The organism is Sphingomonas olei, assembly GCF_045369765.1.
In the GTDB taxonomy this organism is placed as follows: Bacteria; Pseudomonadota; Alphaproteobacteria; order Sphingomonadales; family Sphingomonadaceae; genus Sphingomonas; species Sphingomonas panaciterrae.
In genome coordinates, this window is the sequence record NZ_JBIQEU010000020.1 from 1 (window position 1) to 20554 (window position 20554).

General features: G+C 65.9%; 28 protein-coding genes. 4 read left to right on the top strand and 24 right to left on the bottom strand.

Features of this window, described 5'->3' with window-relative positions:
* A partial coding sequence (locus ACH0BU_RS15425; protein ID WP_500264275.1) for a type IV secretion system DNA-binding domain-containing protein occupies positions 1–1441 on the bottom strand: 1441 nt, incomplete at its 3' end.
* Positions 1431–1718: a hypothetical protein gene (locus ACH0BU_RS15430; protein ID WP_406889404.1), complete on the bottom strand. Its 288-nt coding sequence runs from the start codon at positions 1716–1718 to the stop codon at positions 1431–1433. The genes ACH0BU_RS15425 and ACH0BU_RS15430, both read right to left, overlap by 11 nt.
* A 659-nt stretch (positions 1719–2377) precedes the next feature.
* Here ACH0BU_RS15430 and ACH0BU_RS15435 point away from each other — a divergent pair.
* Positions 2378–2596 carry a hypothetical protein gene (locus ACH0BU_RS15435; protein ID WP_406889405.1) on the top strand — a complete coding sequence of 73 codons (219 nt, stop codon included), beginning with the start codon at positions 2378–2380 and terminating at the stop codon, positions 2594–2596.
* A gap of 115 nt (positions 2597–2711) precedes the next feature.
* Here ACH0BU_RS15435 and ACH0BU_RS15440 read toward each other — a convergent pair whose 3' ends face one another.
* Positions 2712–2936 (bottom strand): hypothetical protein, encoded by a 225-nt coding sequence (locus ACH0BU_RS15440; protein WP_406889407.1) that lies wholly within the window; start codon positions 2934–2936, stop codon positions 2712–2714.
* A 664-nt stretch (positions 2937–3600) separates the two neighbouring features.
* Here ACH0BU_RS15440 and ACH0BU_RS15445 point away from each other — a divergent pair.
* Positions 3601–3777, top strand: coding sequence for a hypothetical protein (locus ACH0BU_RS15445; RefSeq protein WP_406889408.1), 177 nt, complete (start codon positions 3601–3603; stop codon positions 3775–3777).
* Between the two features lie 87 nt (positions 3778–3864).
* Here ACH0BU_RS15445 and ACH0BU_RS15450 read toward each other — a convergent pair whose 3' ends face one another.
* Both ACH0BU_RS15450 and ACH0BU_RS15455 read right to left on the bottom strand, forming a co-directional pair.
* Positions 3865–4443, bottom strand: a complete 579-nt coding sequence (locus tag ACH0BU_RS15450) for a hypothetical protein (protein WP_406889410.1) — start codon at positions 4441–4443, stop codon at positions 3865–3867.
* Positions 4444–4632: 189 nt separating this feature from the next.
* Positions 4633–5610 (bottom strand): DUF2493 domain-containing protein, encoded by a 978-nt coding sequence (locus ACH0BU_RS15455; protein ID WP_406889412.1) that lies wholly within the window; start codon positions 5608–5610, stop codon positions 4633–4635.
* Between the two features lie 503 nt (positions 5611–6113).
* Between ACH0BU_RS15455 and ACH0BU_RS15460 the strand changes: the two genes are divergently transcribed.
* Entirely contained in the window at positions 6114–6509 is a 396-nt protein-coding gene (locus ACH0BU_RS15460) for a DUF2513 domain-containing protein (RefSeq protein ID WP_500264276.1), read from the top strand.
* Complete coding sequence (locus ACH0BU_RS15465) at positions 6509–7972, top strand: restriction endonuclease (protein WP_406889417.1); 1464 nt, start codon at positions 6509–6511, stop codon at positions 7970–7972. The genes ACH0BU_RS15460 and ACH0BU_RS15465 overlap by 1 nt, the downstream gene beginning before the upstream one ends.
* Before the next feature lie 120 nt (positions 7973–8092).
* Here the strand turns inward: ACH0BU_RS15465 and ACH0BU_RS15470 are convergent, their stop codons facing one another.
* The 19 genes from ACH0BU_RS15470 to ACH0BU_RS15560 form a co-directional block, all read right to left on the bottom strand.
* Positions 8093–8413, bottom strand: coding sequence for a single-stranded DNA-binding protein (locus ACH0BU_RS15470; protein WP_406889419.1), 321 nt, complete (start codon positions 8411–8413; stop codon positions 8093–8095).
* 557 nt (positions 8414–8970) lie between these two features.
* On the bottom strand, positions 8971–9369 hold the full coding sequence (locus ACH0BU_RS15475) for a type II toxin-antitoxin system VapC family toxin (protein ID WP_406889606.1): 399 nt from the start codon (positions 9367–9369) through the stop codon (positions 8971–8973).
* Between the two features lie 11 nt (positions 9370–9380).
* The gene (locus ACH0BU_RS15480) at positions 9381–9647 is read right to left on the bottom strand and encodes an antitoxin (RefSeq protein WP_406889421.1); all 267 of its coding nucleotides are present in this window, start codon (positions 9645–9647) and stop codon (positions 9381–9383) included.
* A 186-nt stretch (positions 9648–9833) separates the two neighbouring features.
* Positions 9834–10334: a DUF736 domain-containing protein gene (locus tag ACH0BU_RS15485; protein WP_406889423.1), complete on the bottom strand. Its 501-nt coding sequence runs from the start codon at positions 10332–10334 to the stop codon at positions 9834–9836.
* Positions 10335–10505: 171 nt separating this feature from the next.
* Entirely contained in the window at positions 10506–11042 is a 537-nt protein-coding gene (locus ACH0BU_RS15490) for a Ros/MucR family transcriptional regulator (protein ID WP_406889608.1), read from the bottom strand.
* On the bottom strand, positions 10942–11445 hold the full coding sequence (locus ACH0BU_RS15495) for a hypothetical protein (RefSeq protein ID WP_406889425.1): 504 nt from the start codon (positions 11443–11445) through the stop codon (positions 10942–10944). The genes ACH0BU_RS15490 and ACH0BU_RS15495 overlap by 101 nt, the downstream gene beginning before the upstream one ends.
* A complete protein-coding gene (locus tag ACH0BU_RS15500) occupies positions 11435–11929 on the bottom strand; it encodes a hypothetical protein (protein ID WP_406889427.1) in 495 nt (164 codons plus the stop codon). Before ACH0BU_RS15500 ends, ACH0BU_RS15495 begins: the two co-directional genes overlap by 11 nt.
* Before the next feature lie 93 nt (positions 11930–12022).
* The gene (locus tag ACH0BU_RS15505) at positions 12023–12409 is read right to left on the bottom strand and encodes a hypothetical protein (RefSeq protein ID WP_406889430.1); all 387 of its coding nucleotides are present in this window, start codon (positions 12407–12409) and stop codon (positions 12023–12025) included.
* Between the two features lie 173 nt (positions 12410–12582).
* On the bottom strand, positions 12583–12933 hold the full coding sequence (locus ACH0BU_RS15510) for a DUF3768 domain-containing protein (RefSeq protein ID WP_406889432.1): 351 nt from the start codon (positions 12931–12933) through the stop codon (positions 12583–12585).
* Positions 12930–13895 carry a hypothetical protein gene (locus tag ACH0BU_RS15515; RefSeq protein WP_406889433.1) on the bottom strand — a complete coding sequence of 322 codons (966 nt, stop codon included), beginning with the start codon at positions 13893–13895 and terminating at the stop codon, positions 12930–12932. Before ACH0BU_RS15515 ends, ACH0BU_RS15510 begins: the two co-directional genes overlap by 4 nt.
* 69 nt (positions 13896–13964) lie before the next feature.
* Positions 13965–14336: a hypothetical protein gene (locus ACH0BU_RS15520; protein WP_406889436.1), complete on the bottom strand. Its 372-nt coding sequence runs from the start codon at positions 14334–14336 to the stop codon at positions 13965–13967.
* The gene (locus ACH0BU_RS15525; protein WP_406889438.1) at positions 14329–15153 is read right to left on the bottom strand and encodes a Mom family adenine methylcarbamoylation protein; all 825 of its coding nucleotides are present in this window, start codon (positions 15151–15153) and stop codon (positions 14329–14331) included. Before ACH0BU_RS15525 ends, ACH0BU_RS15520 begins: the two co-directional genes overlap by 8 nt.
* Before the next feature lie 18 nt (positions 15154–15171).
* Complete coding sequence (locus ACH0BU_RS15530) at positions 15172–15495, bottom strand: transposase (RefSeq protein WP_406889440.1); 324 nt, start codon at positions 15493–15495, stop codon at positions 15172–15174.
* A complete protein-coding gene (locus tag ACH0BU_RS15535; RefSeq protein ID WP_406889442.1) occupies positions 15492–16643 on the bottom strand; it encodes a phosphoadenosine phosphosulfate reductase domain-containing protein in 1152 nt (383 codons plus the stop codon). The genes ACH0BU_RS15530 and ACH0BU_RS15535 overlap by 4 nt, the downstream gene beginning before the upstream one ends.
* A 38-nt stretch (positions 16644–16681) precedes the next feature.
* The gene (locus ACH0BU_RS15540) at positions 16682–17326 is read right to left on the bottom strand and encodes a hypothetical protein (RefSeq protein ID WP_406889443.1); all 645 of its coding nucleotides are present in this window, start codon (positions 17324–17326) and stop codon (positions 16682–16684) included.
* A gap of 95 nt (positions 17327–17421) precedes the next feature.
* Entirely contained in the window at positions 17422–18180 is a 759-nt protein-coding gene (locus tag ACH0BU_RS15545; RefSeq protein WP_406889444.1) for a PRTRC system ThiF family protein, read from the bottom strand.
* On the bottom strand, positions 18170–18829 hold the full coding sequence (locus ACH0BU_RS15550; protein ID WP_406889446.1) for a PRTRC system protein A: 660 nt from the start codon (positions 18827–18829) through the stop codon (positions 18170–18172). Before ACH0BU_RS15550 ends, ACH0BU_RS15545 begins: the two co-directional genes overlap by 11 nt.
* Entirely contained in the window at positions 18826–19656 is an 831-nt protein-coding gene (locus ACH0BU_RS15555; protein WP_500264277.1) for a PRTRC system protein B, read from the bottom strand. Before ACH0BU_RS15555 ends, ACH0BU_RS15550 begins: the two co-directional genes overlap by 4 nt.
* Positions 19657–19663: 7 nt before the next feature.
* Positions 19664–20506 (bottom strand): hypothetical protein, encoded by an 843-nt coding sequence (locus ACH0BU_RS15560; protein WP_406889610.1) that lies wholly within the window; start codon positions 20504–20506, stop codon positions 19664–19666.
* Positions 20507–20554 lie beyond the last annotated feature (48 nt).

Sequence of the window (20554 nt, forward strand, 5' to 3'; positions counted from 1 at the left end):
CATACCCGTCACGCTGCTCGACGAAGGGGGTCCCTTTTGCACGCCGATAGGGGGTCCTTTTTGGACGCCGATTGACAATGGCGAGGTCCATCCAGAGCGTCAGCAGCGCCCGGTTCATCGGGAGATCGACATAGTTGGACGTGATGAAGAGGATCGACCCGGGCTGCTTCTCGCCCGTGATCCAGTTCCGGATCGAGAAGGGTTCGCCGGTATCGGGAAGGAAGCGCAGCACCTGCGCATTGGTGTTGAAGACGGCGCGGATCGACTCCGCCATGCGCGCCGCTTCGGGCGCGGTCAGCGGGTCGGCGATCGTGTTCTGGAGGAAGCGATGAACGCGCTTCAGATCGGCAGTCATCAGGTTCTCGGCGAGTGCCAGATTGGTCGTCTGTCCCCGCTCGACCAGGCGGATGCACATCTCGATGAACAGGGTCCGTGCGGCGAGCGCCCAGAAGGGTTCGGACGAGCCGCCATCGGCGGGGATGAGGGCGGCTGCTGCCGCCGTAAACTCGCTGTGTGTGCGGCAGTCCGAGAAGATCGACCAGGCCGGGCAGCGGCGGTCCATCGGATTGAGGATCGTGTCGCGCGCGGGGTCGTAGAAGGCCTCCACATAGGCCCCGGTCAGATCGAAGATCACGGCGCTGTCCTGACGCTCGCGCATCTGCCGGACGAGGCTTCTAAGCTCGGTGGTCTTGCCTGATCCGGTCGTGCCGATCAGCATCGTGTGCGATTGCTCCATCCGATGCGGAAAAGGGACTCCGGCGAGCGTGTAGGGATGATGGATACCGGCACGTTTCCGCTCCACGAATGGGAGCGCGAGAACCTGCTTCGGCGAGAGGCTGGGCAGGCATTTGCGCGCGTCGCTCTCGAAGGCGGCTGCGTTGTGCTGCGAGACCTCGGCGACGAGCACGTCACAATCAACCAGCATCGCACCGCGCTCGTGGCGCTCCTGCAGGATCGTCTTGCCGCGACGACGCGAAAGATCGACGAACCAGATCGACACCGGGATGGTCAGGAACACCGAGAAGAGCAGTGCGCCGAGAAGGCCACGCATGGCGACGCTCCAGGCGCGCTGGACCTCGGGCATCAACGGGACCACCGTCATGATCGTGCGATGTAGCTCGCCGCTCGGAAGCGTTACGTTGACCCGCTTCGTCGGGTCGAGGCCGACCCAGTCCCACAGCAAGGCGTAGAGCTTCATGCAGACGAGCTGGAAGCCATGCTCGTCCAGCTTCAGCGACATGATGATGAACCACGCTGCGAGGAACACGAAGAACCAGACGACGAAGGGCAGTTTCGCGCCGGCGAACCACATCAGCAGCTCGTGGGTGAGGAGCTGGCTGCCGCGGGTGAAATTGCCCGAATTGCGTTGGACTTTTCCGCGCGCGGAATGGTGGGTCAGCGGGATCGGACGGCCATCGGTCCGGATGTCGTTACGCGCCATGGTATTGCTCCAGGCGCTTGTCGGTGTTGGCAATGATCCGGTCGCGAAACTCGGGATATTGCTCGCTGATGATGACGTCGAGTGCGAGCTGCATGAACTCGCTGATGCGCGCGAGGCGGCGGTGGCTCGAAGCCAGGAGCGTGGCCGTGCCGAGATAGGCCTCGATGGCCGCTCTGATCACGTCTGACGGATTGCAATTCTGCTCGCTGGCGAGCGCGACAATTCGATCGTGCTGCTGTCGGTCCAGTCGAACCGTGCAGTGCCTGGTAGTGGACAAACCAGCCTCCTAGCAGAGAGGCTGGTGGGGATCGAAAGAGGCGACGAGCCTTATAGTCGATCGCCGCACTCCTAGCAAAGGCTATTGCCGACCCGGTAGCAGCGTGTGGCGATGTGTGACGTTCAACCCATTGTAACTACCCGACTTTCGGGCGTGCGCCGAGACGTCCCACAAGGTCGCACCGGACCACCTCCCGGTAAGTCATTGATTTCATCGGAGAGCCATGCACCGCCAGGTGCGTAGGGTGTGCTAGAATCTATCAGGATTGCTCCAGGTCCCGGGTGGTCCTGGTCATCAGCGTTTCGGGGTGGGTCCCGGCTCCGGCCGGGAACGGGGCCGCGCATTGCGCGGAAGAGGCGCCGCCGAAGATAGCTTGCGCGAAGGGGACGCCGGCGGTCGCTCCCGACAGGCATCTTGGGGATCCGGGGCTCGGCTGCACAGTCGTTGTTGACCCGGCAGGAATCGTCACCCGGGAGGGCGAAGACGGCGAAGCCGGCTTCGTGAGCGCGTCGCGCACGCGCGAATAGAGCCCGTGCGGCGGCGCCGGGAGGAGCCGCCGAGCCGCCCACAGCTTGCCAAGGCCCTTGAACGCTTGGCCGATGCGCTTCAACAATAGGTCTGCGTTCACGGCCCGATCAGCTTTGAACAGCGAGGCCCTTATGGCACGGACGTTGGAACAGGAACGACAGGCGCTCGAAGAAGAGGAGCGTCGGTTGGCGGAGCGTCGCGAACAGCTCGCGAAGCGCGAGCGCGAGGAGGCGATCAGGACGATCGAGAAGGCGGGGCTGCTCAAGCTCCCCGCCGGTCGGTTGGAAGCGCTCACCAAGCGCATCAAGGCGCTCGGTATCGAGGAAGTGGAGCGGCGGCTCGCCGCCTGAGCGGGACCCGCCGCGACGTCAGTCGCGGCACGGGCATGGGGGGCTCGATGCCCCTCATGCCCGTATGCCCCAACAGCAAAAAAAGGGAGAGGCGGTCCCGCCCCTCCCTGTCGTTTCAGAACTCGTCCGACATGCCGCCCGGGACCGTGTGCACGACCCGGTCGATGAGTGCCATCGGCAGCGCGCCATAGTCGCCCTCGTCGATGGCGACGTAGCCCTTCATCTCGTCCTCGATAACGTGCTGGTCGAAGAAGCTGTGGAGTGCCCGGCGCTCAGCGAAGGCAAGCGCGGCGAGGTAGGCGGCGGTGTCGTTGTAAGCCGTGGTCGAGTTGGTCTGCATGTGAGCCTCCTGTCGTCTTGAATGACAGGGGAATGACCGTCGTTGAGGGAGATGCCGGGTCAGGAACGGAGGCGAAGCCGGAGCCGCGAAGCGGGGAGCGGGGGTGCCGATTTTGTCGTGGCTGGAGCGGAGCGCAGGCCGCGGCAAAATTGGGGGCACCGCTCATTCTTGACGCGGCATCTCCCTCAACGACATCCTGGGATATCTGTGAGAGATTTTATCCTCTGATCGAGGCGCAACGGCGGCGGCCGGGACCCTTGACAGCCACGCTTGATTTGACAGCCGAGGGGTCGTCCGGCCACGGGCGGCGGGATCGCGACATCTTATCGAACCCGGGCGGCCACGCTTGCGCCCGAACTCATTGACCGGGAGGCGATTTGGGCCGGCCCACTGTCGCGGGTTGGTTCGCCGGTATGCCTATGATAGTCCGCAAGGGCGCTGCAAAGCGGCAGCGCCGGGACTGGTAATCCCGTCGAGAACGGCAACCTGGTGTGGTCTCACGCCGGGGTGCCTGCGCATATGTCCAGGTGCCCCGGCACTAAAAGCGTAGGCGCATGTCTCGACGTGTTACCAGCCCCGGCTCCCGCGCCCAGCGCGCGCGGGAGTTCGTTGGCAGGGCGCTCCGACGTGACCGCTGGCAGCAGGTGCGCCCCGGGCAAGCGGAATGGACGACCTGGACAACGATCCGATCCTTCAAAAGGCGATGGCGCTCGCGCTGATGCGGCAGGCGCTCGAGTGGCTGGAAGCTGCCGACGAAGAGAGGGCTGCGGCGCACCTGCGAGATGCGGTGGACGCGGTCCTGGGGCGGGCTTCGGAAATGGGGCGTTCGGCCGCATCCTGACGCTCAAACGTGGGGCAGGCGCACAGTGAGGTGGGGGCGCGCCAGCGAACTGGCGCGCCCCGCCTGCCGACCTGTTCTGGGTGGAGGCTAGGCCCATTCCAGGCGGCAGGATTCGTCGTTCGCGACCACCGCAACAAGGCGGTCGAGCCGCTCGATATAGTCGGCGATGCCGTGCTCGGCGGCGTGGCGGCGAACGTCAGGACAGGCGAGGCGGTCCCGGATCGTTTTGATCGTGGTTTCGCCCACGCTTGCGGCGTCCAGGCCGAGGCTGTCGAGCAGCGCGAACGCGTTGTTCGAGGCAAGGTTGAGCTCAAGTCCCAGGTCGGACGTGAGAGCTACCGCCAGGTTGATCGTGCCGGGCCCTTCTTCTCGAAAAACGCTCACGCGCCGCCCGCGAAACTGCGCTTCCTCGACGACGCTGATCACATCCGTGGCATAGTCGAAAAGGCGGGCAATTGCGGCGAGCGCGAGCGGGCAGATGCGGGCCTCGAAGCGGTAGGAAAGGAAGACATCGTCGTCGGCGTCCGGATCGAGCAGCGCTGTTCCGGTGCGCTCGCCTTCTGTTCGCAAAAACCTGCGGAATGCGGCGAGCTGGCGGGCGGTAATGATGGCCGTTGGACGGGCCTCGTCGTCGGCGGCGGTGGCGATGCGGAACGTGATGGACATCTCGTCCTCCCCTGTTGAACCGCTCGCTTTCATCCCCCCTCTTCTTGGCTGCATGACGGGCCGCAGGGCAGCGGCGCGGCGGCGCCGGCACCTCGCGGCGCGAGGGGGCTCGATGCCCCCGAGCGCCGCTCACCAGGCGGAAAAGGGAGGAGAGGCCCCGGCCGAAGCCGGAGCCTCTCCGCGAGGGCGTCACGCCCGTTGTGCTTTGCGCTGATGCGCGAGGCGGACGATGTGCAGCGGCACGCCGGCCTGCCGCAGCTTCTGGGCGAGGTTCTGCTGGATGCCGGAGCCTTCGCAGATCACCGCTTCGACCGGCTTGAGGTTGAGGATGCGGTCGTTGCGCACGAACGCGGCGCGGTTGCCCTGGCTGCGATCGAGGCGGAACTGGATGACCTTCACGCCGCGCGATGCCGCCCATGCGTGCGCCACCGCGTCGCAACCCTTCGCCTGGGCGGTGGTCGCCAGGATCATCTCCGGGATGCGGGCCTTGATGCTGTCGAGACCCTTCCAGAGGAGGTCGCCGTCTTCCCAGACCTGGCCGCCGGAGAAGGCAACCACGGGACCTTCGGGGGCGAACTGCTCGCGGCGCTCGCGGGCGCGTGAGGCGAGATAGTCGCGGGCATCGATCATCGACGCATTCAGCGCGCTCGACACCCGGCTTCCCCGAACCGGCGAGAAGGGCTTGCCGGTCTCGACCCGGTACACCTCGGCGGCGTGGTCGCGCATGCACTCCATCGCTTCCCGGCACCCCTGCAGCGTCTGGCAGAGGAGCTGCGTATCCTCCAGTTCGGTCGCGTAGATCTCCGACGGATCGTAGGAGCGCGCGAGGTCGCCGAGCTTCTTCGCTGCGTCATCCTCGCGACCCTCGATCCGCTTCGCCACGACGTGGAAGCTGTTGGCGAACCCCCAGGCGAGATCGGTCGCGAAGGCTTCCATGCGCGTGTCGCGCAGCACATCGAACATCGTCTGCATCATCATCTCGACGGCGGCGCGCACCTGCTCGGGATCGGGCATGTCCAGCGCTTCTGGCGCCTCGACGATGCTGAGCTTTGCCATCTCGCTATGCTCGATGAACGCGCCTTCGTAGGTCTGGGTCAGGTCCTCGTTCTCGCGCGCGGCTGCGATGTGGCTGGCGAGGTCGGCGAAGTTGGTGAAAGTGGTCTGCATGATAGCCTCCGTTGGATCTCATCCACTCGATGAGGCCTTTCATTCGACGTGCGGCGGTCGTGCCGGTCAGGGACGTTAGCCGGGAAGCCGGCGCAAGCCGGACCCCGGTTAACGCCGCGCCAGCGGGGAGTGGGGGAGCCGATTTTCTCGGGCCCAGAGCGAAGCGGCGGGTTCGTGAAAATTGGGGGAACCACTCATCCTTGACGGGCTCGGATCCCCGCACGTCATATCTAGGAAGTCATAGAGAGAGAGTTTTTTTGGGCACTCCCTTGCGGCCTGGCGCCACCGCAAGGTGATCGTCACCCGAGGGGCGGAGACCCGGGCAGCGGGGCTCCGGGAGCCGCAGGCGAGTAGAGCGCCGGTCCCGGCTCCGCCGGGATGCGCAGAAACTGCTGTGGGATGCCTTTGAGCGGTGGCGAAGGTCAATCGTGCCGGCAGCCGGGCATTGAGAGGCCACCGGCATCCGCTAAGAGTCCAGGATGACCACTTCCTACAAGCGCGACATGAACGTGATCCGTGACCTTCTTCTTGAGATCGAGGGCGGGCGGAAGGTGTTTCACCTGCTCGATCAGGAGATGGCTGACGCTCTGGGGTTACCCCTGGCCGACGCTTCACTCTCTGCCGAGGATGTGGCGAAGCTGGAATATCACCTGACCTTGCTTTCGGAAGCGAAGTTCATCTCCCTCACTCGGCGGTCAGGCGGTTATTGGGTGATCGAAGGCATCACCTGGGAGGGGCATGATTTTCTGGATTCGGTACGCGATCCGCGGATCTGGAAGCTCACCAAGGCGGGCGCTGAACAGGCCGGCGGCTTCAGCGTGGAAATGCTCAAGGCTTTGGCGAAGGGCATTCTGAAGACCCAGGTCGAGAAGCACAGCGGCATCGCGGTCGAGTTCTGATGGCCAGTTTCCTATCGCGCGAGGCGGTCGAGCGGGAAATCGAGCAAGCGGCTCACTGCGCGGCGCCGACGACAGGGTCGGCGCGGCAACCTTATGAACGTTTGGGGTCCGATGATTTCGAGCGTCTGCTCTATGCGCTGTTCGAGCGCCAGCGGCCCAACGACGACTTCGACCGGGTCACGCTGATGATCACGGGCGCGGACCGCGGCAGGGACGTCTGGCTCACCAGGGCCGAGAAGCCTGCCGGCCTGGTGCAATGCAAACGAACCGATGGCATGACCGCTCCTGCCGCTGTCCGGGAGGTGATCAAGTATCTCCTGTTCGCAGAGCTCGATCCGAAGATCGCCCCAAGGAAGGACTTTCGCTACACGCTGGCGGTCTCGGGCGATCCCACCGGCAATGCGGTGGAGTTCTTCGACGCTCCGAAGATGTGGTTCGCCGACAACAAGACGGCGATCGGCGGTCACCTGAACGCTGTCATCAAGGCGCATCGGAGCTTTGCCAAGCTCGATGCCACAGCGCTCCTTCCGACGGTCACGGCGGCGCTGGAAGCGCTCGAATACAAGCTTCTCCGGCCTGTCGATCTGGATGCGATGCTCCACGATGCGCCGGGGGTTGTGAGCAGGTTCTTCCGAGTCGAGCGGGTCATCGACTTGGATGGCGCCGCCAAGCTGTTCGAGCATCATCTCGGAGCCGGCGGAGGACCTGCGGATCGCGCACGATCGGCCAGCCCATCGAAGCCGACTGCCGGCACGGCGCCTGTATCTCGCCTGCAGTTCTGCGAGGAAAAGGGCTTCGCCGACCAGAGCGACGAGGAGCTCGGGCTGTTTTGCGCGGAGTTCGTGGCGGCGCATCGGCGCGATCCCGGCGCCACGATCGTGATCGAGATGGTGGACGATTACGGCTTGGTCGGAGAACTGGGGGCACTGAGGCAGGCGGCGTCGCTGGACGCCGAGCAGCGCAGGCACAAGCTCGCGCTGGAATCGATCGACCTGCGTTACCGGCAGACCGAACGCGCGCTGGCCGAGCAGCTGACCTTCATGCTCAGCAGCGAGGAGATCGGCACGATCTGGTTTGGCGGGCAGGATTTCGAGGTCCAGGGCCAGGCCGTCCGATCCTTGGGTCAGTCGTTCCAGCTGTGGGATGCGAGACCCAGACGGACCTGGGCTTTGAACGCGTTCCCCAATCCAAGGCAGATGGAGCCGGCGATCAAGGTCATGCTCGATGAGGATGAGCGTGCGGCGTTTTACGCCGCCAACGAGATCACGCATCCGCGAGCGCAGCTATCTGCGCATGGCGGGCTCTCGGTGTACGACCTCGCTTACCGCCTGCGGGTATCGCGGTACGTGCCGGCCCTTGTCCACCGCATCCATGGGATCGCGCGGAAGCGCGGGATCAGCATGAGCGAGGTGCTTGCGGCGTGCGAAGAGCCCGTGCACGCCTGGACCATCGCCGGCGATTGATCTTGCGCGATAGCGCCGTTGCCAGGAGAATCCGCCCGGCATGGCGAGCGGGTCGGCGGACGGAGCGGCGTGCGGCGCGAGAAATCAGCGGGCGGCGCCGAAGCGCCGCCCGGCCTGCGGTCAGAAGAAGTCGATCTTGTCGGCGATGATCTCGCAGCCGTAGCGCGTCACGCCGTCGCGGTCCTCCCAGCTCGAATAATGCAGGCGGCCGGTGATCGCGACGACGTTGCCCTTCTCCCGGCTCGCGGCGGCTTTGCCGAGACCGTTGAAGCAGGTGACCTTGTCAAACTCGGTCTCCTTGGCGGTGTAGCCGGTGGCCTCGTCGACATAGGTCTTGCCGTCCCTGAGCTTCACGCGATCGGTGGCGACGATGAGGGTGGTGACACTGCCGCGGGTGTCGGGATCCTTGGCGACCCGGCCGGTGATATTGACGTTGTTCATGGGACTGCTCCTCTGATGCTGCCAGCGGGCTTTTCCGCCGGTGACACCGAAGAGCGGCGTGCGCGCGCGACCCACACCGGAGCGCGCAGCGCGAGGGGGAACCCCTGGAGCGAGCTGGCGCGGGCAGCCGCGTGAGCGGCAACACGGGTGAGCGTACGGGGTTGTGGGGCGCGATCGTCTCGCCGCAGGTGTCAGGAAGCGGCGACGAAAAGCCGAGGGCTTAGTGCATGGAGCAAGCCGAGATCGGCGAAAATCGGCCGCAGTCAGATAGGAGCGACCCTGTCGCCTGTCGCTGGATCGAGCGCCAGCCGGAATGAAAAGGGAAGGATCGTCCTATAGCGGCTGCCGTCACTGACATCGGGGGGCGGCTGCATGCCGATTGTCGCGGCGCGGCCAGGTTCAGGAACTAGGCGCGGGCATTCTCTCAGGCCGCGACATCGTCGTCGAACGTGGCGGCGTCGGCGGGCGCAGATGAGGTACGAACCAGTGCCGCGAGATCGTCGGGCACTTCGTCGAGGGTATAGACTTGGCGTCGCCTCGCAATGATCTGCGGAAGTTCAATGGAGATCGCTGATCCAGTTTTCGACCTTGAGCGCCCGGATGCGTGAGAATTCACCGGTGTTCGCGGTGACCAATGTCGCGTCAAGCGCGTAAGCATGGGCCGCGATGAAAAGGTCGTTGGGGCCGATTGGCTTGCCGGCGCTTTCGAGTTCGGCTCGAATGCCGCCATATTCCGTATCCGCAGGCACATCGAGGGCCAGGACGGTTATGCTGTCGAGGATTGCTTCGATCTGCGCCAGGAGCCTCGGCGATCCCTTCTTGGCGCAGCCGTAGCGCAGTTCCGCTGCGGTAATGATGCTTACGCAGATTGCATCGGCACCGACCTCCCCGATGCGCGTCGCGACAGCGCCTTGCGGATTCCGCGCCAGTTCCGACACGATATTGGTGTCCAGCATGTAGAGCTGAGTCACAGATCCACGGCCCTGGCGGGCAGCAATGTGCTGTCGACATCGGGGAACTCATCATCAGGGCCAAGAGGCTTGAGCCCTGCGAGAACCTCGACGATGTTCTTCCGTCGGATCGGTTCGATGACCAGCCGATCGCCTTCGCGGTGGATCATGACGCGATCGCCGGGCAGCTCGAAGTCGGCGGGTATCCGCACAGCCTGGCTTTTGTTGTTCCGGAACAGCTTCGCCTCTCGGCTGATCGCTCCCTCGGCGTGCTTGGGGATCATATCCGCCTCCTTTGCATATACACCAGCATATACATGATCCGCTTTTCTTCAAGGCGGCACGGCGTCCCGAGTTCCTCCTGCTTCGGTATGGCGAACGAAAATAGGACCCGCTGCGCGGCATCGGCAGCGGGTCCCGTGGGGGTGTCCGCGCGCGAGCGTGAGACGCGCGGACCGAAAAGAGGGAGGTCAGTCGACCGCCTCGGGCTGACGGCGGCGGCGACCGCCGGACGCGGGCTCGCCGCCAAACGCGCCTTCGGCCGATGACTCGCCCAGTCCATCGGGTTCGGCCGGTGCCACCGGTGCATCAGCACCCGGCAGCGGCGGCAGGCCGTCGTCGGCCGCGACCGTGTCCGTCGGCGCCTCGCGACGGCGCGTGGGCCGCGACCAGACGATGTTGTAGGAGCCGTCCTCCTGCCGGAAGGCCGAGATGTAGAGCGGCTTGTCCAGGCTCGGGTCCTCGATCTTGCCGTTGAGGAAGGTTTCGCCGGTCGAGTTGGACGCGAGTTCGAAGAGCGCCCCGACCTGCACCCACTGGCGGGCGGCGGACAGCGCGAGGATCTCGAACTTGGGCGCGCGCGGGTTGGTTGACTGGACCGTCCGAAGCGCGATCACGATGGCAACGGTGAGCGTCGAGATCTTGCCAGTGTAGGTGCCGCTGGCGTTCTGGGTGATGGTGCCGATGTTCATGGGAAGTCTCCTGAGATTGTGCGCTCGAACCCCTTGTCCGAACACACTCTCTCACCCACTCAGCTCCTCGGCCGTTCGGCCGAGTAAGGCGCATCAGCGCCGCTCCGACGAGCGCCTCTTCGGCGCTGTCGGGAACGTCGCGTCCTTCCCAGGCGCCAGCCGCTTCAGGCGTCAGGCTTCGCCTTCCGGAGCTTCCGCGGACTTTGCCTTGCGCCGCCGGGGTGCCTTTTCGCTGGGCGGGGGGGCAGGGTTGTCGTCGGCCTTGGCACGTCGGGCGCGGGGCTTCGGCTGCGATGCCGGCGCGGCATCGCTGGGCGTCGGCGCAGCTTCGGCCGGCGCTTCCTTGGCCTTGGGCTTGCGCCCCAGGCCTAGACGCTGCGCGACCTCGCGGCGCTGCGCCGAATAGCCCGGCGCAACCATCGGATAATCGGCCTTGAGATTGTAGCGCGCGCGATATTCTGCCGGGGTCAGGCCATGACTGCCCAGATGCCGCTTCAGGGACTTGTAGGGCTTGCCGTCGATCATCGAGAGGATGTGGTCTGGCGAGGCGAGGCTCTTGCGCACGGAGACAGCGGGCGTGAATTCGGGCTCAGCCGGCGGCGTCTCTTCAGCCGGCGCTTCTGGTTCTTTCGCGATGCCGCTGATCGCCGCATGGGTCTTGGCGATGAAATCTGGCACGTCTTCCGGCCGAAGATTGTTGTGCGCCACATAGCTCGCGACGACTTCGATCGTCATCGCGACGAGGTTGTTCTCTTCCGGCAACCAAACCTCCCACGAAAGGATACGTCATGGCGCTGCTCGCCTGACGACTTTCCGTTATGGCGCACGATGGGTGCCGTGCAAGCGGCGTGCCGAAATCGACGTCGAAATCGAGGATCGGATGATTCTCGTCCGGGAACAGGTCGAGCAAGCCGTCAAACGGACTGTCCAACGTTCGCGGAAAGCGCTCGACGAAATCGTCGCCGAGGGCGCGATAATGGGCCTCGAGCGCGTCGATGCTGGTCTCGGCATCGCCGATCAGCTTAATCGCGCCGACCACGCGGCGCAGGAGGTCGGCCTCGGCGAGGCTGACGGAGATGCCGAACGCGGCCTTGATGTAGCTATTGGACATGGTGGCCTCCATCGGTTGCCAGCGTGATGCCGGCCTCCCCTGGGTCGCGGACAATGAGCGGCGGCACCGCGAAGTCGGCGGCATCGAAATGGGCGACGACCGCCTCTATCGAACCGAGCGCTTCGAGGGTGCTCCGGCTGATGACCACCTCGTCATCTTCGGTGACCGCGTAGGACTTGGAGCCGCCGTCGCCCGTCGCAACCACGCGCTCGGGGCCCCACTGACCGGAATAGCCACCGCACCAGCGCACAAACGGCAGTCGGTGCGAGCGACACCAGTTCTCGAGATCATCGAAGCTGCCGCCAGCCACTTCGTGGGCGAAGAGGCGAAGCGGTTCGCCGGCGACATGGTGGTGGGGTCCGAAGGGCTCACCGTCCCATTCGACCGCGAGTCCCTCGCTCGCGATCACGGCGGTGAGTTCCTCGAATTCGTCGGCATCGACGGTGCCCCCGACGCTGATCGACGCAGATACGCGGTCGGCCATGTTGATCTCCTCTGGTTGGCCGCGCGGCGGGCGCGCGGAACGGCCCGGCGGCGCGTGCACGCGCACGCCGCCAGGGATGAAGAAGTGCAATTGCTAGTGGGTAGAGCCGAACAGGCTTCGCTTGGCGGCGACCTGATGCTGGCCGTCTTCGATACCGATCGTTGCCTGCATGTCCGCCGTGAGCCGATCGGGAAGATCGGCGGGCACCACGGCATAGGGAGCGACAATCGCGATCACGGCCTCGGCTGTAAGCAGTTCGCCGGGTTCGGTACCAACCCAGATCCGGGCCTCGCCCTCCTCGGGTTCATCGTCAGTTGCGAAGAAGACCTGCGCAAAGAAGGTCTGCAGCGGACGGTCCCAGCCGACCACAGCGCGGACCATATCCTTGCGACCAGGCTTGGGCTGTAGGTCGTGGCGGCTCACGCGTTGATCCTCCGGATCCGGTCTTGGACGTGAGGCAGCGCCATCGGCGATGCTCATCACCCTGCCTGTCGCCGAACCTGAGTGACGGGGTCCGACCTGCCGGAGCAGACTACGGGCTTGGCGCAGCCGCTCAACCGCAATTGCGATGTGCTGCTGGTGCCGGGTCAGGGGCGGGACGATCCGACGCATGACGTCCATCCGACAGTGTTTGTGCGGGCGCGAGACGCACCCTAGTCGTCCTCCGGCAGCATGATCGTCATCACGCGGATCGTAATTTCCGGGTCGGCTGGATCCTGGGAACCGCATTCGAGTGCACGATCATAATAGTCGATCGCGAACCGGATGGGCCGGCCCTGAAACATGACCTCGCCGCGTCGGCGCTCCGCGCGCTCATCGGGAGCGAAATCGCACCGATGGATCGCCATCAGCAATTCCGCCTGCGCGTGGAGCATGGCATCGGGGCTGCTGCGCTCAGCAAGCGCGGCGACACACGCGGCGGTGATGACGACGCGCGCCCTCGGATCGAGACCTTGCCGGACGCGATCGTTGAGAGCGGCAATACGTGAAAGCTGGTCGGTCATGCTGCCTCCATCTGGCCGGCGTTGAAGGTCTCGATCCATGCTTCCATCGTCGGCCGTTCGGAGAGCGGCACGATGCTGGCAGCATCCTGGAAGCGGATCAGGTCGGTGGGCGCGTCGCGGCGGATCGCCGTGATCTCGGCCTCGGGGAGCAGCCGTTCCGCCCGGATGAAGTCGGTGATCTTGCCGGGCTTGGTCTTGGTCGAGCGACGCCAGAGACCCTCGACCGTCCGAAGTCGGGGCTCGGCCCGCGCTTCGATCAGGACAATCAGCCGCAGGCACCAGGATGGCAGCGCGCGAACCTCGTCCGGCCTGATCGCGCCGCAGAAGAAGCAGCTCGATTTCGGCGGCACCGGAAGGCCGGCGGCGACGATGCGCGCTACGCAGCGATCACGGGTCCACCCCCATTCGCGGAGCGGATAGCGGCACTCGAACAGCGGATCGTCGATCGTGGAGGCGTGCGCGTAGCGGCGGCTGTCGGCCGGCGATGCGTCATAGCCGATCAGCCGGACGACCTTCTGACCTCGCGTCCAGGCGGCTTGGGCAGGCCCCCACTCGCGAAGGAACGCGTCCTGGGGAGCAACCTTCCATTTGAGCGAGCAGCTATGCCGACCCAGGCTGATGCTGGGGAGCGTCCCGTTGGTGAGCACATTTGTCAGGATCGAGTAATAAGGCGGCCAATGCTTGAAGCGCTGCGGGACGTAACGGACGACCTCATAGGGGATGCCACGCGCCGCCATCCAGGCCGCTATCATCTCCTGATAGGCATAGGTCTCCGGCTTCTCGGCCCCGGGATCGGCGGACAGGACAAGGTCTGGAGCTTCGCCGCGGGCTTCCAGCTCGACGAGCAGCGCAGTGGAATCGACACCGATGCCGTAGGCGAGGACAACGGGCGGCGGTGCGGAGACCAGGATGGAGTCGGGTGACCGGGCGTTCCCGGCCTCGGTGCGTGGACGTGCGGACATGGATGGCGGCCTCGGGTCTCGAAGGCGTTCATCGCCTCCGACCCTGCACACCCCCTCCCCTCATCCTCGTTAGCTGGGCTCGCCCATCAGAATGACGGCGATCGACGGCTTGTCGTCGGCGCAGAGTTTGCGGCTGTCGAAGACCTGCCGGCCGCCGAGGCCGATCGTCAGCATGTCGAAGGTCGGCGATGTGCCGCCGTTGGCGTTCGCGATCCCGGTGCCGTTATCGTGATACTGGATGTCTACGAAGCTGGGCGGCGAGCCGCGCTTGTACTCGCCGAAGAAGAAGGTGACCCGGCGTCCGTCCGACGTCTTTGCGCTGATGGTGAAGTTCCCGTCCGGAACGTCGATCGGAAGCGTCGGCACGTCGTTGAACCGGGCAAAGCCGATGCTCTCGGCATCGGCCGCGGTCATGACGGGTAGGGTCGTGATGTCAGCCATGATGGGCCTCCGGGTCGGTGAAGAGAAGCGGCAGCGTCGGGTGCTGTGGCGGCAGCGCCTTCGGATAGGGCAGCCGCGGAAGTGCCCGGCCGCGGCGCCGGGCCTCGCGGGTGAGCTCGAAGCAATAGGCGTAGAGGCCGGCTTGCTGGTGTGCGAGAAGATGGCGCTCACGTTGAAGCCGCCAGAGCCAGCGGCGCGGCTCCTCGCCGATCGCCGGCCTTGGGACGCCCAGGGCGACGAGCTGGTCGATGGCGCCGGCATGGCCCTGCTCGCCGAGGCGGATCTTCGAGAGGGTGCGACCCGAGATCGTGACGTCGCCGACCCGCAGCACGGTTCGCGGCCTCGTGACCGTCCGGTGCGCCGCCGAAAGCGCGCAATAGACCCGGCCGATATGCCCGGCACCCGGGTCGCTATACGACACCACGGCCTCGATTGCCGGCCGTTCGCGCCGGAGGTGCCGGAAAGCCCGCGACACGAAGAAGCTCTCGCCGTTCTGTGGCACCGCATCGGTCAGAGTGAGCCGGGCGAGGACGCAGCCGCGCGCCGGATCAGCGAACCCGGTATGGCGGGAGATGACCGCGCCGGTGGTGGGGACCGCGAAGACCGCGACGCCCTCGAGCACGCCGCCGCGACCGAACAGGCCGACTGCGAGCTGCGCCGCCGGATAGCTTGGGAGATAGTGATGCCGGGCGATGAAGGCGCGCGCTACGGCATGATCGATAACTTCGACGCAATAGGCTGTCGGATCGATCAGTTCGAGGTCGCGCGCCCACAGCGCGCGCCGCTCGCGCCATCGCTGGCTGCGATTGGTCTGCATGGGATGAGGATCCGGAAGTCAGAGCAGCCGAGGCTGACGCGCGTGCGCGTCGAGCACTTCCCGGGCAAAGCGCTCCGCACCCGCCTGGTCGGCGGACGGGAACAGATCGTGGGTGCACAGCAGCTGGAAACTGTGATCGAGCTCCATCGCGCAGAGCCATCGATCGCTGCCATCAACATCCACCATCGCGAGGGCGAGGCACCTGGAGCCCGCATAGGGGTCGGGGTCGAGAGGGTCGCCCGCGAAACCGGCGAGCGACCAGAAGCGCCAGCCCAACGGAGGCCGATCCGCTATGTCGGCAACGAAGGCACATCGGCCGACCCGGACATCGATCGCCGTCATCGCGCGGCCTTCCGCGCGGCGATCGCGAGAAGCTCGGCAAACCGTTCGATGACGGAGGACGCCGTGGGAAAGCGTTCGGCAAGAGAATGACGGGCGAGGATCACACGCCGGGCCGCAGCGATGTCCTCGGCCTCGGACTGACTGGGCAGCCGAAGCGGCCAGCCTTTGACGTATCGAAGCCCTGGCGGCATCGACGCCTCCAGGCGGCGTCGCTCATCCCGGTCGGCCTTGGCCCGCGCGACATCCGACCTAAGCCCAGCGCTCAGCAGCCGGGGCGAGACATCGGCGAGCCACCGGGTCGGCTGGAAGGGAAAGGTCGAGCGGGCTTCGATCCCGACCAGCTCGCGATAGACCTCGGCGTTCGCCGGCGCGGAGGCGGATGCCTCGAGGTCCTGCAGCGAGGCGAAGATGCAATAGCGGCAGGAAAGGCGGCTTGAGCCCCAGGTCGTGTAAGCTTCATGCAGCAGGATGCCGAGCAGGCGGTGGGCACGGAAGACATCGTCGCTGGTCCAGTCGGCGAGCGGATTCCAGATCATCATCCGGGTCCCGTGCCGGTTCCCGGCCTTGGCATAACGCTCGTCGACCCTGGCGATCGGGATCGAAGCGCGGTTGTGGCTTTCGTCGCGGCGCAGCCCGAGGATCGATATGACCTGGGCGCCCTGGTGCATCCGGGCGACGGCCGGGCCGATCACGGCCGCCTTCATTTCCGATTGGCAGAAGCGAAGCGACGCCGACGACCATGGCCCGATCAGATTATAGGTCTCGAGCGCCTCGTAGCGCCGCTTGCCGCTTTCGAATCGCTGGACCCAGCGATCGACCAGATCGCCGGCGGGCCTCCGGACGACAGTGAGCGGAATGCCCGCCTCCGCGGCAACGCGCTCGACCGTCTCGGGCGTCGATGCCCATTCGGCGCGGCCGAGATCGGCATGGATCGCCATGCGCCGCGCGCGTGGATGCCCGAGCAGATCGAGGAAGAGATTGACCGCGGCCATCGCCGCGCTCGAGTCCTTGCCCCCCGACAGATTGAAGACGATCCACGCGCCGTCGCGAATGGCGCGGATGATCTCTGGCGTAAGGGCGAGGCCAGGAAGCTCCGGGACAATGGTGGGCGATGTCGCCGAAGCGGCGAGCCGAGCGTGATGGGTCATGAGCTGCTCCAGCGGCGACGAGCCGCAGGTGAGATCGGTCAGGCGAACAGCCGCTCCGGCTGCGCGATCGGGGGCGAGAGCTGGAGGTCGCGCCGGAGCTGCTGTGCGAAGCGGTCGGGCGCGAGCAGCGCCGTGACCGGCGCGAAGTGGTTGCGCTGGCCGCAGTAATCGGCGCGGCCGTTGACGCGCCGGTAGAGCACTTCGCGATCCCGGCCCAGCCCGCCCAGCGAGAGCTGGACATAGACCTCGTCGCCATGAAGCGTGATTTCGCCTGAGACGGCGGGACCGCCTTTGTTGGAGCGCACCGAGTAGCTTTCGGCCTCGAGTCCCATCGCGTCGGCGAGCCGGCGCATCGCTGTTCGGCCTTCGGCGTGGAAGGCGCGCTTTGCGGCCTCGTCATAGGCAACGCCGCGGTAGGCGAGCGTGCGAAGCACGGGGTGCCGGCGGATCTCGGCGATCTGGTCCATGCAGGCGCGGCGCAGCACGATGCTGTCAGGGCAACGCTCGGTCACCGACGCGAGATGCCTGACGAGCAGGATGACGGCGGCGTCGGTTTCGACATCCTTGCCGGCGTTGCGGCAGTCGGTGATCGCGGCGCCGATCGCGTGCAATGCTGCGGCGATGGTGGTCAGCGCGCTGGGATCGAGCGCCTGCTGGTGGCGCATCGCGACATCGTAGTTCATCGGCGGGGTACTCCGGTCTCAAGCGCAAATCCGCTCGACCAGCCCCTCCCCTCTCTCCTCTATCGGCAGCGTGGGCGCCCTCGGCCCCGAGGTGATCAGGCGGCCACCGGCAGAGGGATCGGGGCGCAGTGCCCGCTCCCGAGATTAATGAAGGCCCCCGCGTGGCCGATCGACCCGCGGCCGAGCAGGTCGAAGAGCAGAGCGAGGGCGTGGCTCGCCACGATGCGGTTTACGAAGAGGGACTGGCGCTCCAGGGCCTCGGCGACCGAGCAGGATGGCGCATCGTCATCGGGCAGATTCTCGTCCGCGAGTTCCGGGAAATATTCGAGCACGGTCGGAAGGCGGTGCTTGCTCCGGCGATTGGGCGAGTCCGGACAGCCGATGATAAATTGACCGTCCGCGGCACGGTTGCCGAGATCCATCCAGTAGGTGGGCGCCTTGGATCCCTTGCCGAGTTCAGCGCCAAGTTCCCGGCGAGCGGAGGCCGTATCGACGCAGGTGATGAGGATGTCGGCACCCGTAACGTCGATCGCCCCCGGCGCACGGCCATGAACAGCCCGCCAGGCGAGGCCATGGGCAATATTGATCCGCTCCGTCAGCGTGTGCGCTTTGGAGTTCCCGATATCGCAACGGTAGAAGGGCTGCCGAGCAAGGTTGGCCTCGGCGACGACATCATCGTCGATGACGGTCACGTGGAGCGACCGTGAGGAAATGGCGCGCAGCGCCGTGTCGAGCGACGCGAGGCCCATCAGCATCTGGGCGCCGCTGCCGCCGCACCCGACCAGCGCGACGCTCAGCGCGCGATGTTCGAGGCCTGGCGCAAGGAAGTGGCGATGGGGCGTGTCAGGGGTCATTGCCATCTCCTTCGAAGGGGCTGCGCGGCAGCGGCAGGAACATTCCGCCGGCGCAGAGCCGCGAGGCAAGGTCGGGACCCTCGGAGTGTCCGAGGCGGCCGACGACGAGCGCGATCTTGGTCGCGTGGCCATCGTCGGTATCGTCCGTTGCGCTGAAGAAGGCCCGCCCGTAGCCGTGGCTGTGGATGTCGCAGATGACGTGTCGGTTCGGCGGAAGGACCGGCGTGCGATAGATGAGACGGGACGGGGTCGCCTCGTCGATGTGCGGGAAGTCCAGAGAGAACTGGCGGTCCTCCTCATCCCAAACGACGAAGCCGGCCGCTTCGTTGGGCAGAGCAGCGCGGAAATGGTCGATGGCCTGGTTCAGGAGTTCCCGCGGTATGAGTCCGCAACGAAGGTCGGCTCTCGGTGCGCCGACGCTGCCGTAAGGGAGGTAGGCAGCGATCGGAGGGGTGACGGGTGCGTCGAGCTCGAGCCAGGGGCGCCGCACGATGAGGAACACGCCGTCCCGCCCGATCGCGAGGCAATGGCCGGCGCGCGACGCGCGTACGGCCTCGAGGCCAGGCGAGCTGCCGCTCGGCGGCGCCGGGAAGCATGGTACCGCCGCCAGCAGCGCGGCGGCGGTCGGATCATCGGCGAGGATGTTCATCGTGTCGTGCTCTCGATGAGTCGCCCGAGCGTCAGCGGAGCGACCGCTTTTCGGGAGGATGGTGCCACTGGCGGACGCCGCTTCGCGCCAAACGCCTTGAGGCGCCTCACTGGAAAGCGAGTGGCGCGGCGCGCGGCGAGGTCGTCCCAGAGGGCGACGAGGCCACCCTTGCCCGAGACGGTCTGGTCCTGGCCGTGATTGGGGTGGGTCGACCAAGACTCGAACAATGCCCGCTCGAACTGCGGGATCGCGGAGACAGCCAGGCTTCCGGGCCTCGGGATAGTGCCCCAGCAGAGCGTACCGTCGGCATAGACATTCAGGATGGGCGAGTGGAACAGGGCTGTGTCGGCTGTCGGACGCTCGTCGTCGCGAAGCGCGAAAACGCGGAGAGCCCGCCTGGTGGCGACGAGCAAGTGGGCCGGATAAGGGACCGGCACAACCGTTCGCACGAAAAGAGCCTTCAGATGTGCGGGTCGTGTGCTCAGATCGAAATAGGCCGGGCGAACCTGAGCGGGAACCCACCAGGCCAGGAGGTCCTGATGCGCGACGAGCACGTTGGGCGGAAGAAGCTCGGGCGGCGCCGCGCGATCCAGGGCTTCGGACCATTGGCGCAGGTGCGCCCGCGTCAGCGGTGTGCCGGCCGCGATCCTCGGCCCGGCCTCATCATCATGTTCGACCTGATGAAGGCTCGCGAACGCCCGCCCGTCCTGTCGGGTAGCGCCATAGGCGGTGCCGCCTCTCTGAGCCTCGGTTCGATAGAGCAGAATAGCATTGGTCAGCACCATCCCGCCGACGGTGGCTTCGAATTGGGTGGAATGCTTTGACATGGCTGCCTCACATGCTGTCGGGATCGAGCAGGATGAGATTCTGGGCGGCGAGCAGGAAGCGGACGCCCGCCTCGAACGAGGCGAACCAGTCGGTGACACGATTGGAATTCGGCAGCGGGCAGAGCCCGGCGATGTCCATGAAGCCGTATTCCATGCCGTGACGCGCGACGTCGTCGACCTCGCGCGCGAACTCCTCGACGGGCACGAGCGTCAGCGGCGGCAATGTCGAGCAGTCTTCCAGGTCCGGCAGATATTCGTGGATGGTCGGGCCATCGAAGTGCCAGGCGTTGTGCTTGTCCAGGGAACGGCGGAGCAGCTTGTGCGTGCTGCGCAGATCGCGGAGCGCCTTTTGCAGGCGGGGCGGTAGCGACCGGAGCGGCCCTGCGTTTTGCGCGACCATCCACTCGGGCCGGCGGCCGTTCATGTCCGACGGAAGGATGGTGTCTTCGAGATCCTCCGGGTCAGCGCCATGGTAGGCGACGAGCGAGTTCCGCGCGCCTTCATCGTCGGTCTCGCCATCCCAATAGTACATCGAGATCTCTTCGAAGAGATCCTCGTATGAGAAGACCGGAAGCGCGGCGCTCAAGGTCTGTGCGAGCGCGGCATAGGCGGCTGCACGCCATTCGATTGGAGCGTCGCTCGTCTCGATCCATCCGAGATCCAGCTGACCCATGCTATCGCAGACGATGGCGATCGCCGGCGCGTCCATGTCCTCGCTGTTGAGGACGACCACCCGCAACTCGGCGAGCTCAATCGGTCGTAGAACGTTCAGGACTGCCGCTTCGAAGGCGCGCTCGATGCGGCGTCTGGCCTCGGCGCGCGTGTACCGCCGAGCGGTCTGCTCGCGCATGGCCACCCACTGACCAATCAGCTTGTGGTGGCGCGCCAGCGGCTGATC

Excerpts from the sequence above, each read along its gene's own strand:
- ACH0BU_RS15435 (WP_406889405.1), top strand. The coding sequence starts at position 2,378 with ATGGCACGGACGTTGGAACAGGAACGACAGGCGCTCGAAGAAGAGGAG.
- ACH0BU_RS15440 (WP_406889407.1), bottom strand. The coding sequence starts at position 2,936 with ATGCAGACCAACTCGACCACGGCTTACAACGACACCGCCGCCTACCTC.
- ACH0BU_RS15445 (WP_406889408.1), top strand. The coding sequence starts at position 3,601 with ATGGACGACCTGGACAACGATCCGATCCTTCAAAAGGCGATGGCGCTC.
- ACH0BU_RS15450 (WP_406889410.1), bottom strand. The coding sequence starts at position 4,443 with ATGTCCATCACGTTCCGCATCGCCACCGCCGCCGACGACGAGGCCCGT.
- ACH0BU_RS15455 (WP_406889412.1), bottom strand. The coding sequence starts at position 5,610 with ATGCAGACCACTTTCACCAACTTCGCCGACCTCGCCAGCCACATCGCA.
- ACH0BU_RS15460 (WP_500264276.1), top strand. The coding sequence starts at position 6,114 with ATGAACGTGATCCGTGACCTTCTTCTTGAGATCGAGGGCGGGCGGAAG.
- ACH0BU_RS15465 (WP_406889417.1), top strand. The coding sequence starts at position 6,509 with ATGGCCAGTTTCCTATCGCGCGAGGCGGTCGAGCGGGAAATCGAGCAA.
- ACH0BU_RS15470 (WP_406889419.1), bottom strand. The coding sequence starts at position 8,413 with ATGAACAACGTCAATATCACCGGCCGGGTCGCCAAGGATCCCGACACC.
- ACH0BU_RS15475 (WP_406889606.1), bottom strand. The coding sequence starts at position 9,369 with ATGCTGGACACCAATATCGTGTCGGAACTGGCGCGGAATCCGCAAGGC.
- ACH0BU_RS15480 (WP_406889421.1), bottom strand. The coding sequence starts at position 9,647 with ATGATCCCCAAGCACGCCGAGGGAGCGATCAGCCGAGAGGCGAAGCTG.
- ACH0BU_RS15485 (WP_406889423.1), bottom strand. The coding sequence starts at position 10,334 with ATGAACATCGGCACCATCACCCAGAACGCCAGCGGCACCTACACTGGC.
- ACH0BU_RS15495 (WP_406889425.1), bottom strand. The coding sequence starts at position 11,445 with ATGTCCAATAGCTACATCAAGGCCGCGTTCGGCATCTCCGTCAGCCTC.
- ACH0BU_RS15500 (WP_406889427.1), bottom strand. The coding sequence starts at position 11,929 with ATGGCCGACCGCGTATCTGCGTCGATCAGCGTCGGGGGCACCGTCGAT.
- ACH0BU_RS15505 (WP_406889430.1), bottom strand. The coding sequence starts at position 12,409 with ATGAGCATCGCCGATGGCGCTGCCTCACGTCCAAGACCGGATCCGGAG.
- ACH0BU_RS15510 (WP_406889432.1), bottom strand. The coding sequence starts at position 12,933 with ATGACCGACCAGCTTTCACGTATTGCCGCTCTCAACGATCGCGTCCGG.
- ACH0BU_RS15515 (WP_406889433.1), bottom strand. The coding sequence starts at position 13,895 with ATGTCCGCACGTCCACGCACCGAGGCCGGGAACGCCCGGTCACCCGAC.
- ACH0BU_RS15520 (WP_406889436.1), bottom strand. The coding sequence starts at position 14,336 with ATGGCTGACATCACGACCCTACCCGTCATGACCGCGGCCGATGCCGAG.
- ACH0BU_RS15525 (WP_406889438.1), bottom strand. The coding sequence starts at position 15,153 with ATGCAGACCAATCGCAGCCAGCGATGGCGCGAGCGGCGCGCGCTGTGG.
- ACH0BU_RS15530 (WP_406889440.1), bottom strand. The coding sequence starts at position 15,495 with ATGACGGCGATCGATGTCCGGGTCGGCCGATGTGCCTTCGTTGCCGAC.
- ACH0BU_RS15535 (WP_406889442.1), bottom strand. The coding sequence starts at position 16,643 with ATGACCCATCACGCTCGGCTCGCCGCTTCGGCGACATCGCCCACCATT.
- ACH0BU_RS15540 (WP_406889443.1), bottom strand. The coding sequence starts at position 17,326 with ATGAACTACGATGTCGCGATGCGCCACCAGCAGGCGCTCGATCCCAGC.
- ACH0BU_RS15545 (WP_406889444.1), bottom strand. The coding sequence starts at position 18,180 with ATGACCCCTGACACGCCCCATCGCCACTTCCTTGCGCCAGGCCTCGAA.
- ACH0BU_RS15550 (WP_406889446.1), bottom strand. The coding sequence starts at position 18,829 with ATGAACATCCTCGCCGATGATCCGACCGCCGCCGCGCTGCTGGCGGCG.
- ACH0BU_RS15555 (WP_500264277.1), bottom strand. The coding sequence starts at position 19,656 with ATGTCAAAGCATTCCACCCAATTCGAAGCCACCGTCGGCGGGATGGTG.
- ACH0BU_RS15560 (WP_406889610.1), bottom strand. The coding sequence starts at position 20,506 with ATGCGCGAGCAGACCGCTCGGCGGTACACGCGCGCCGAGGCCAGACGC.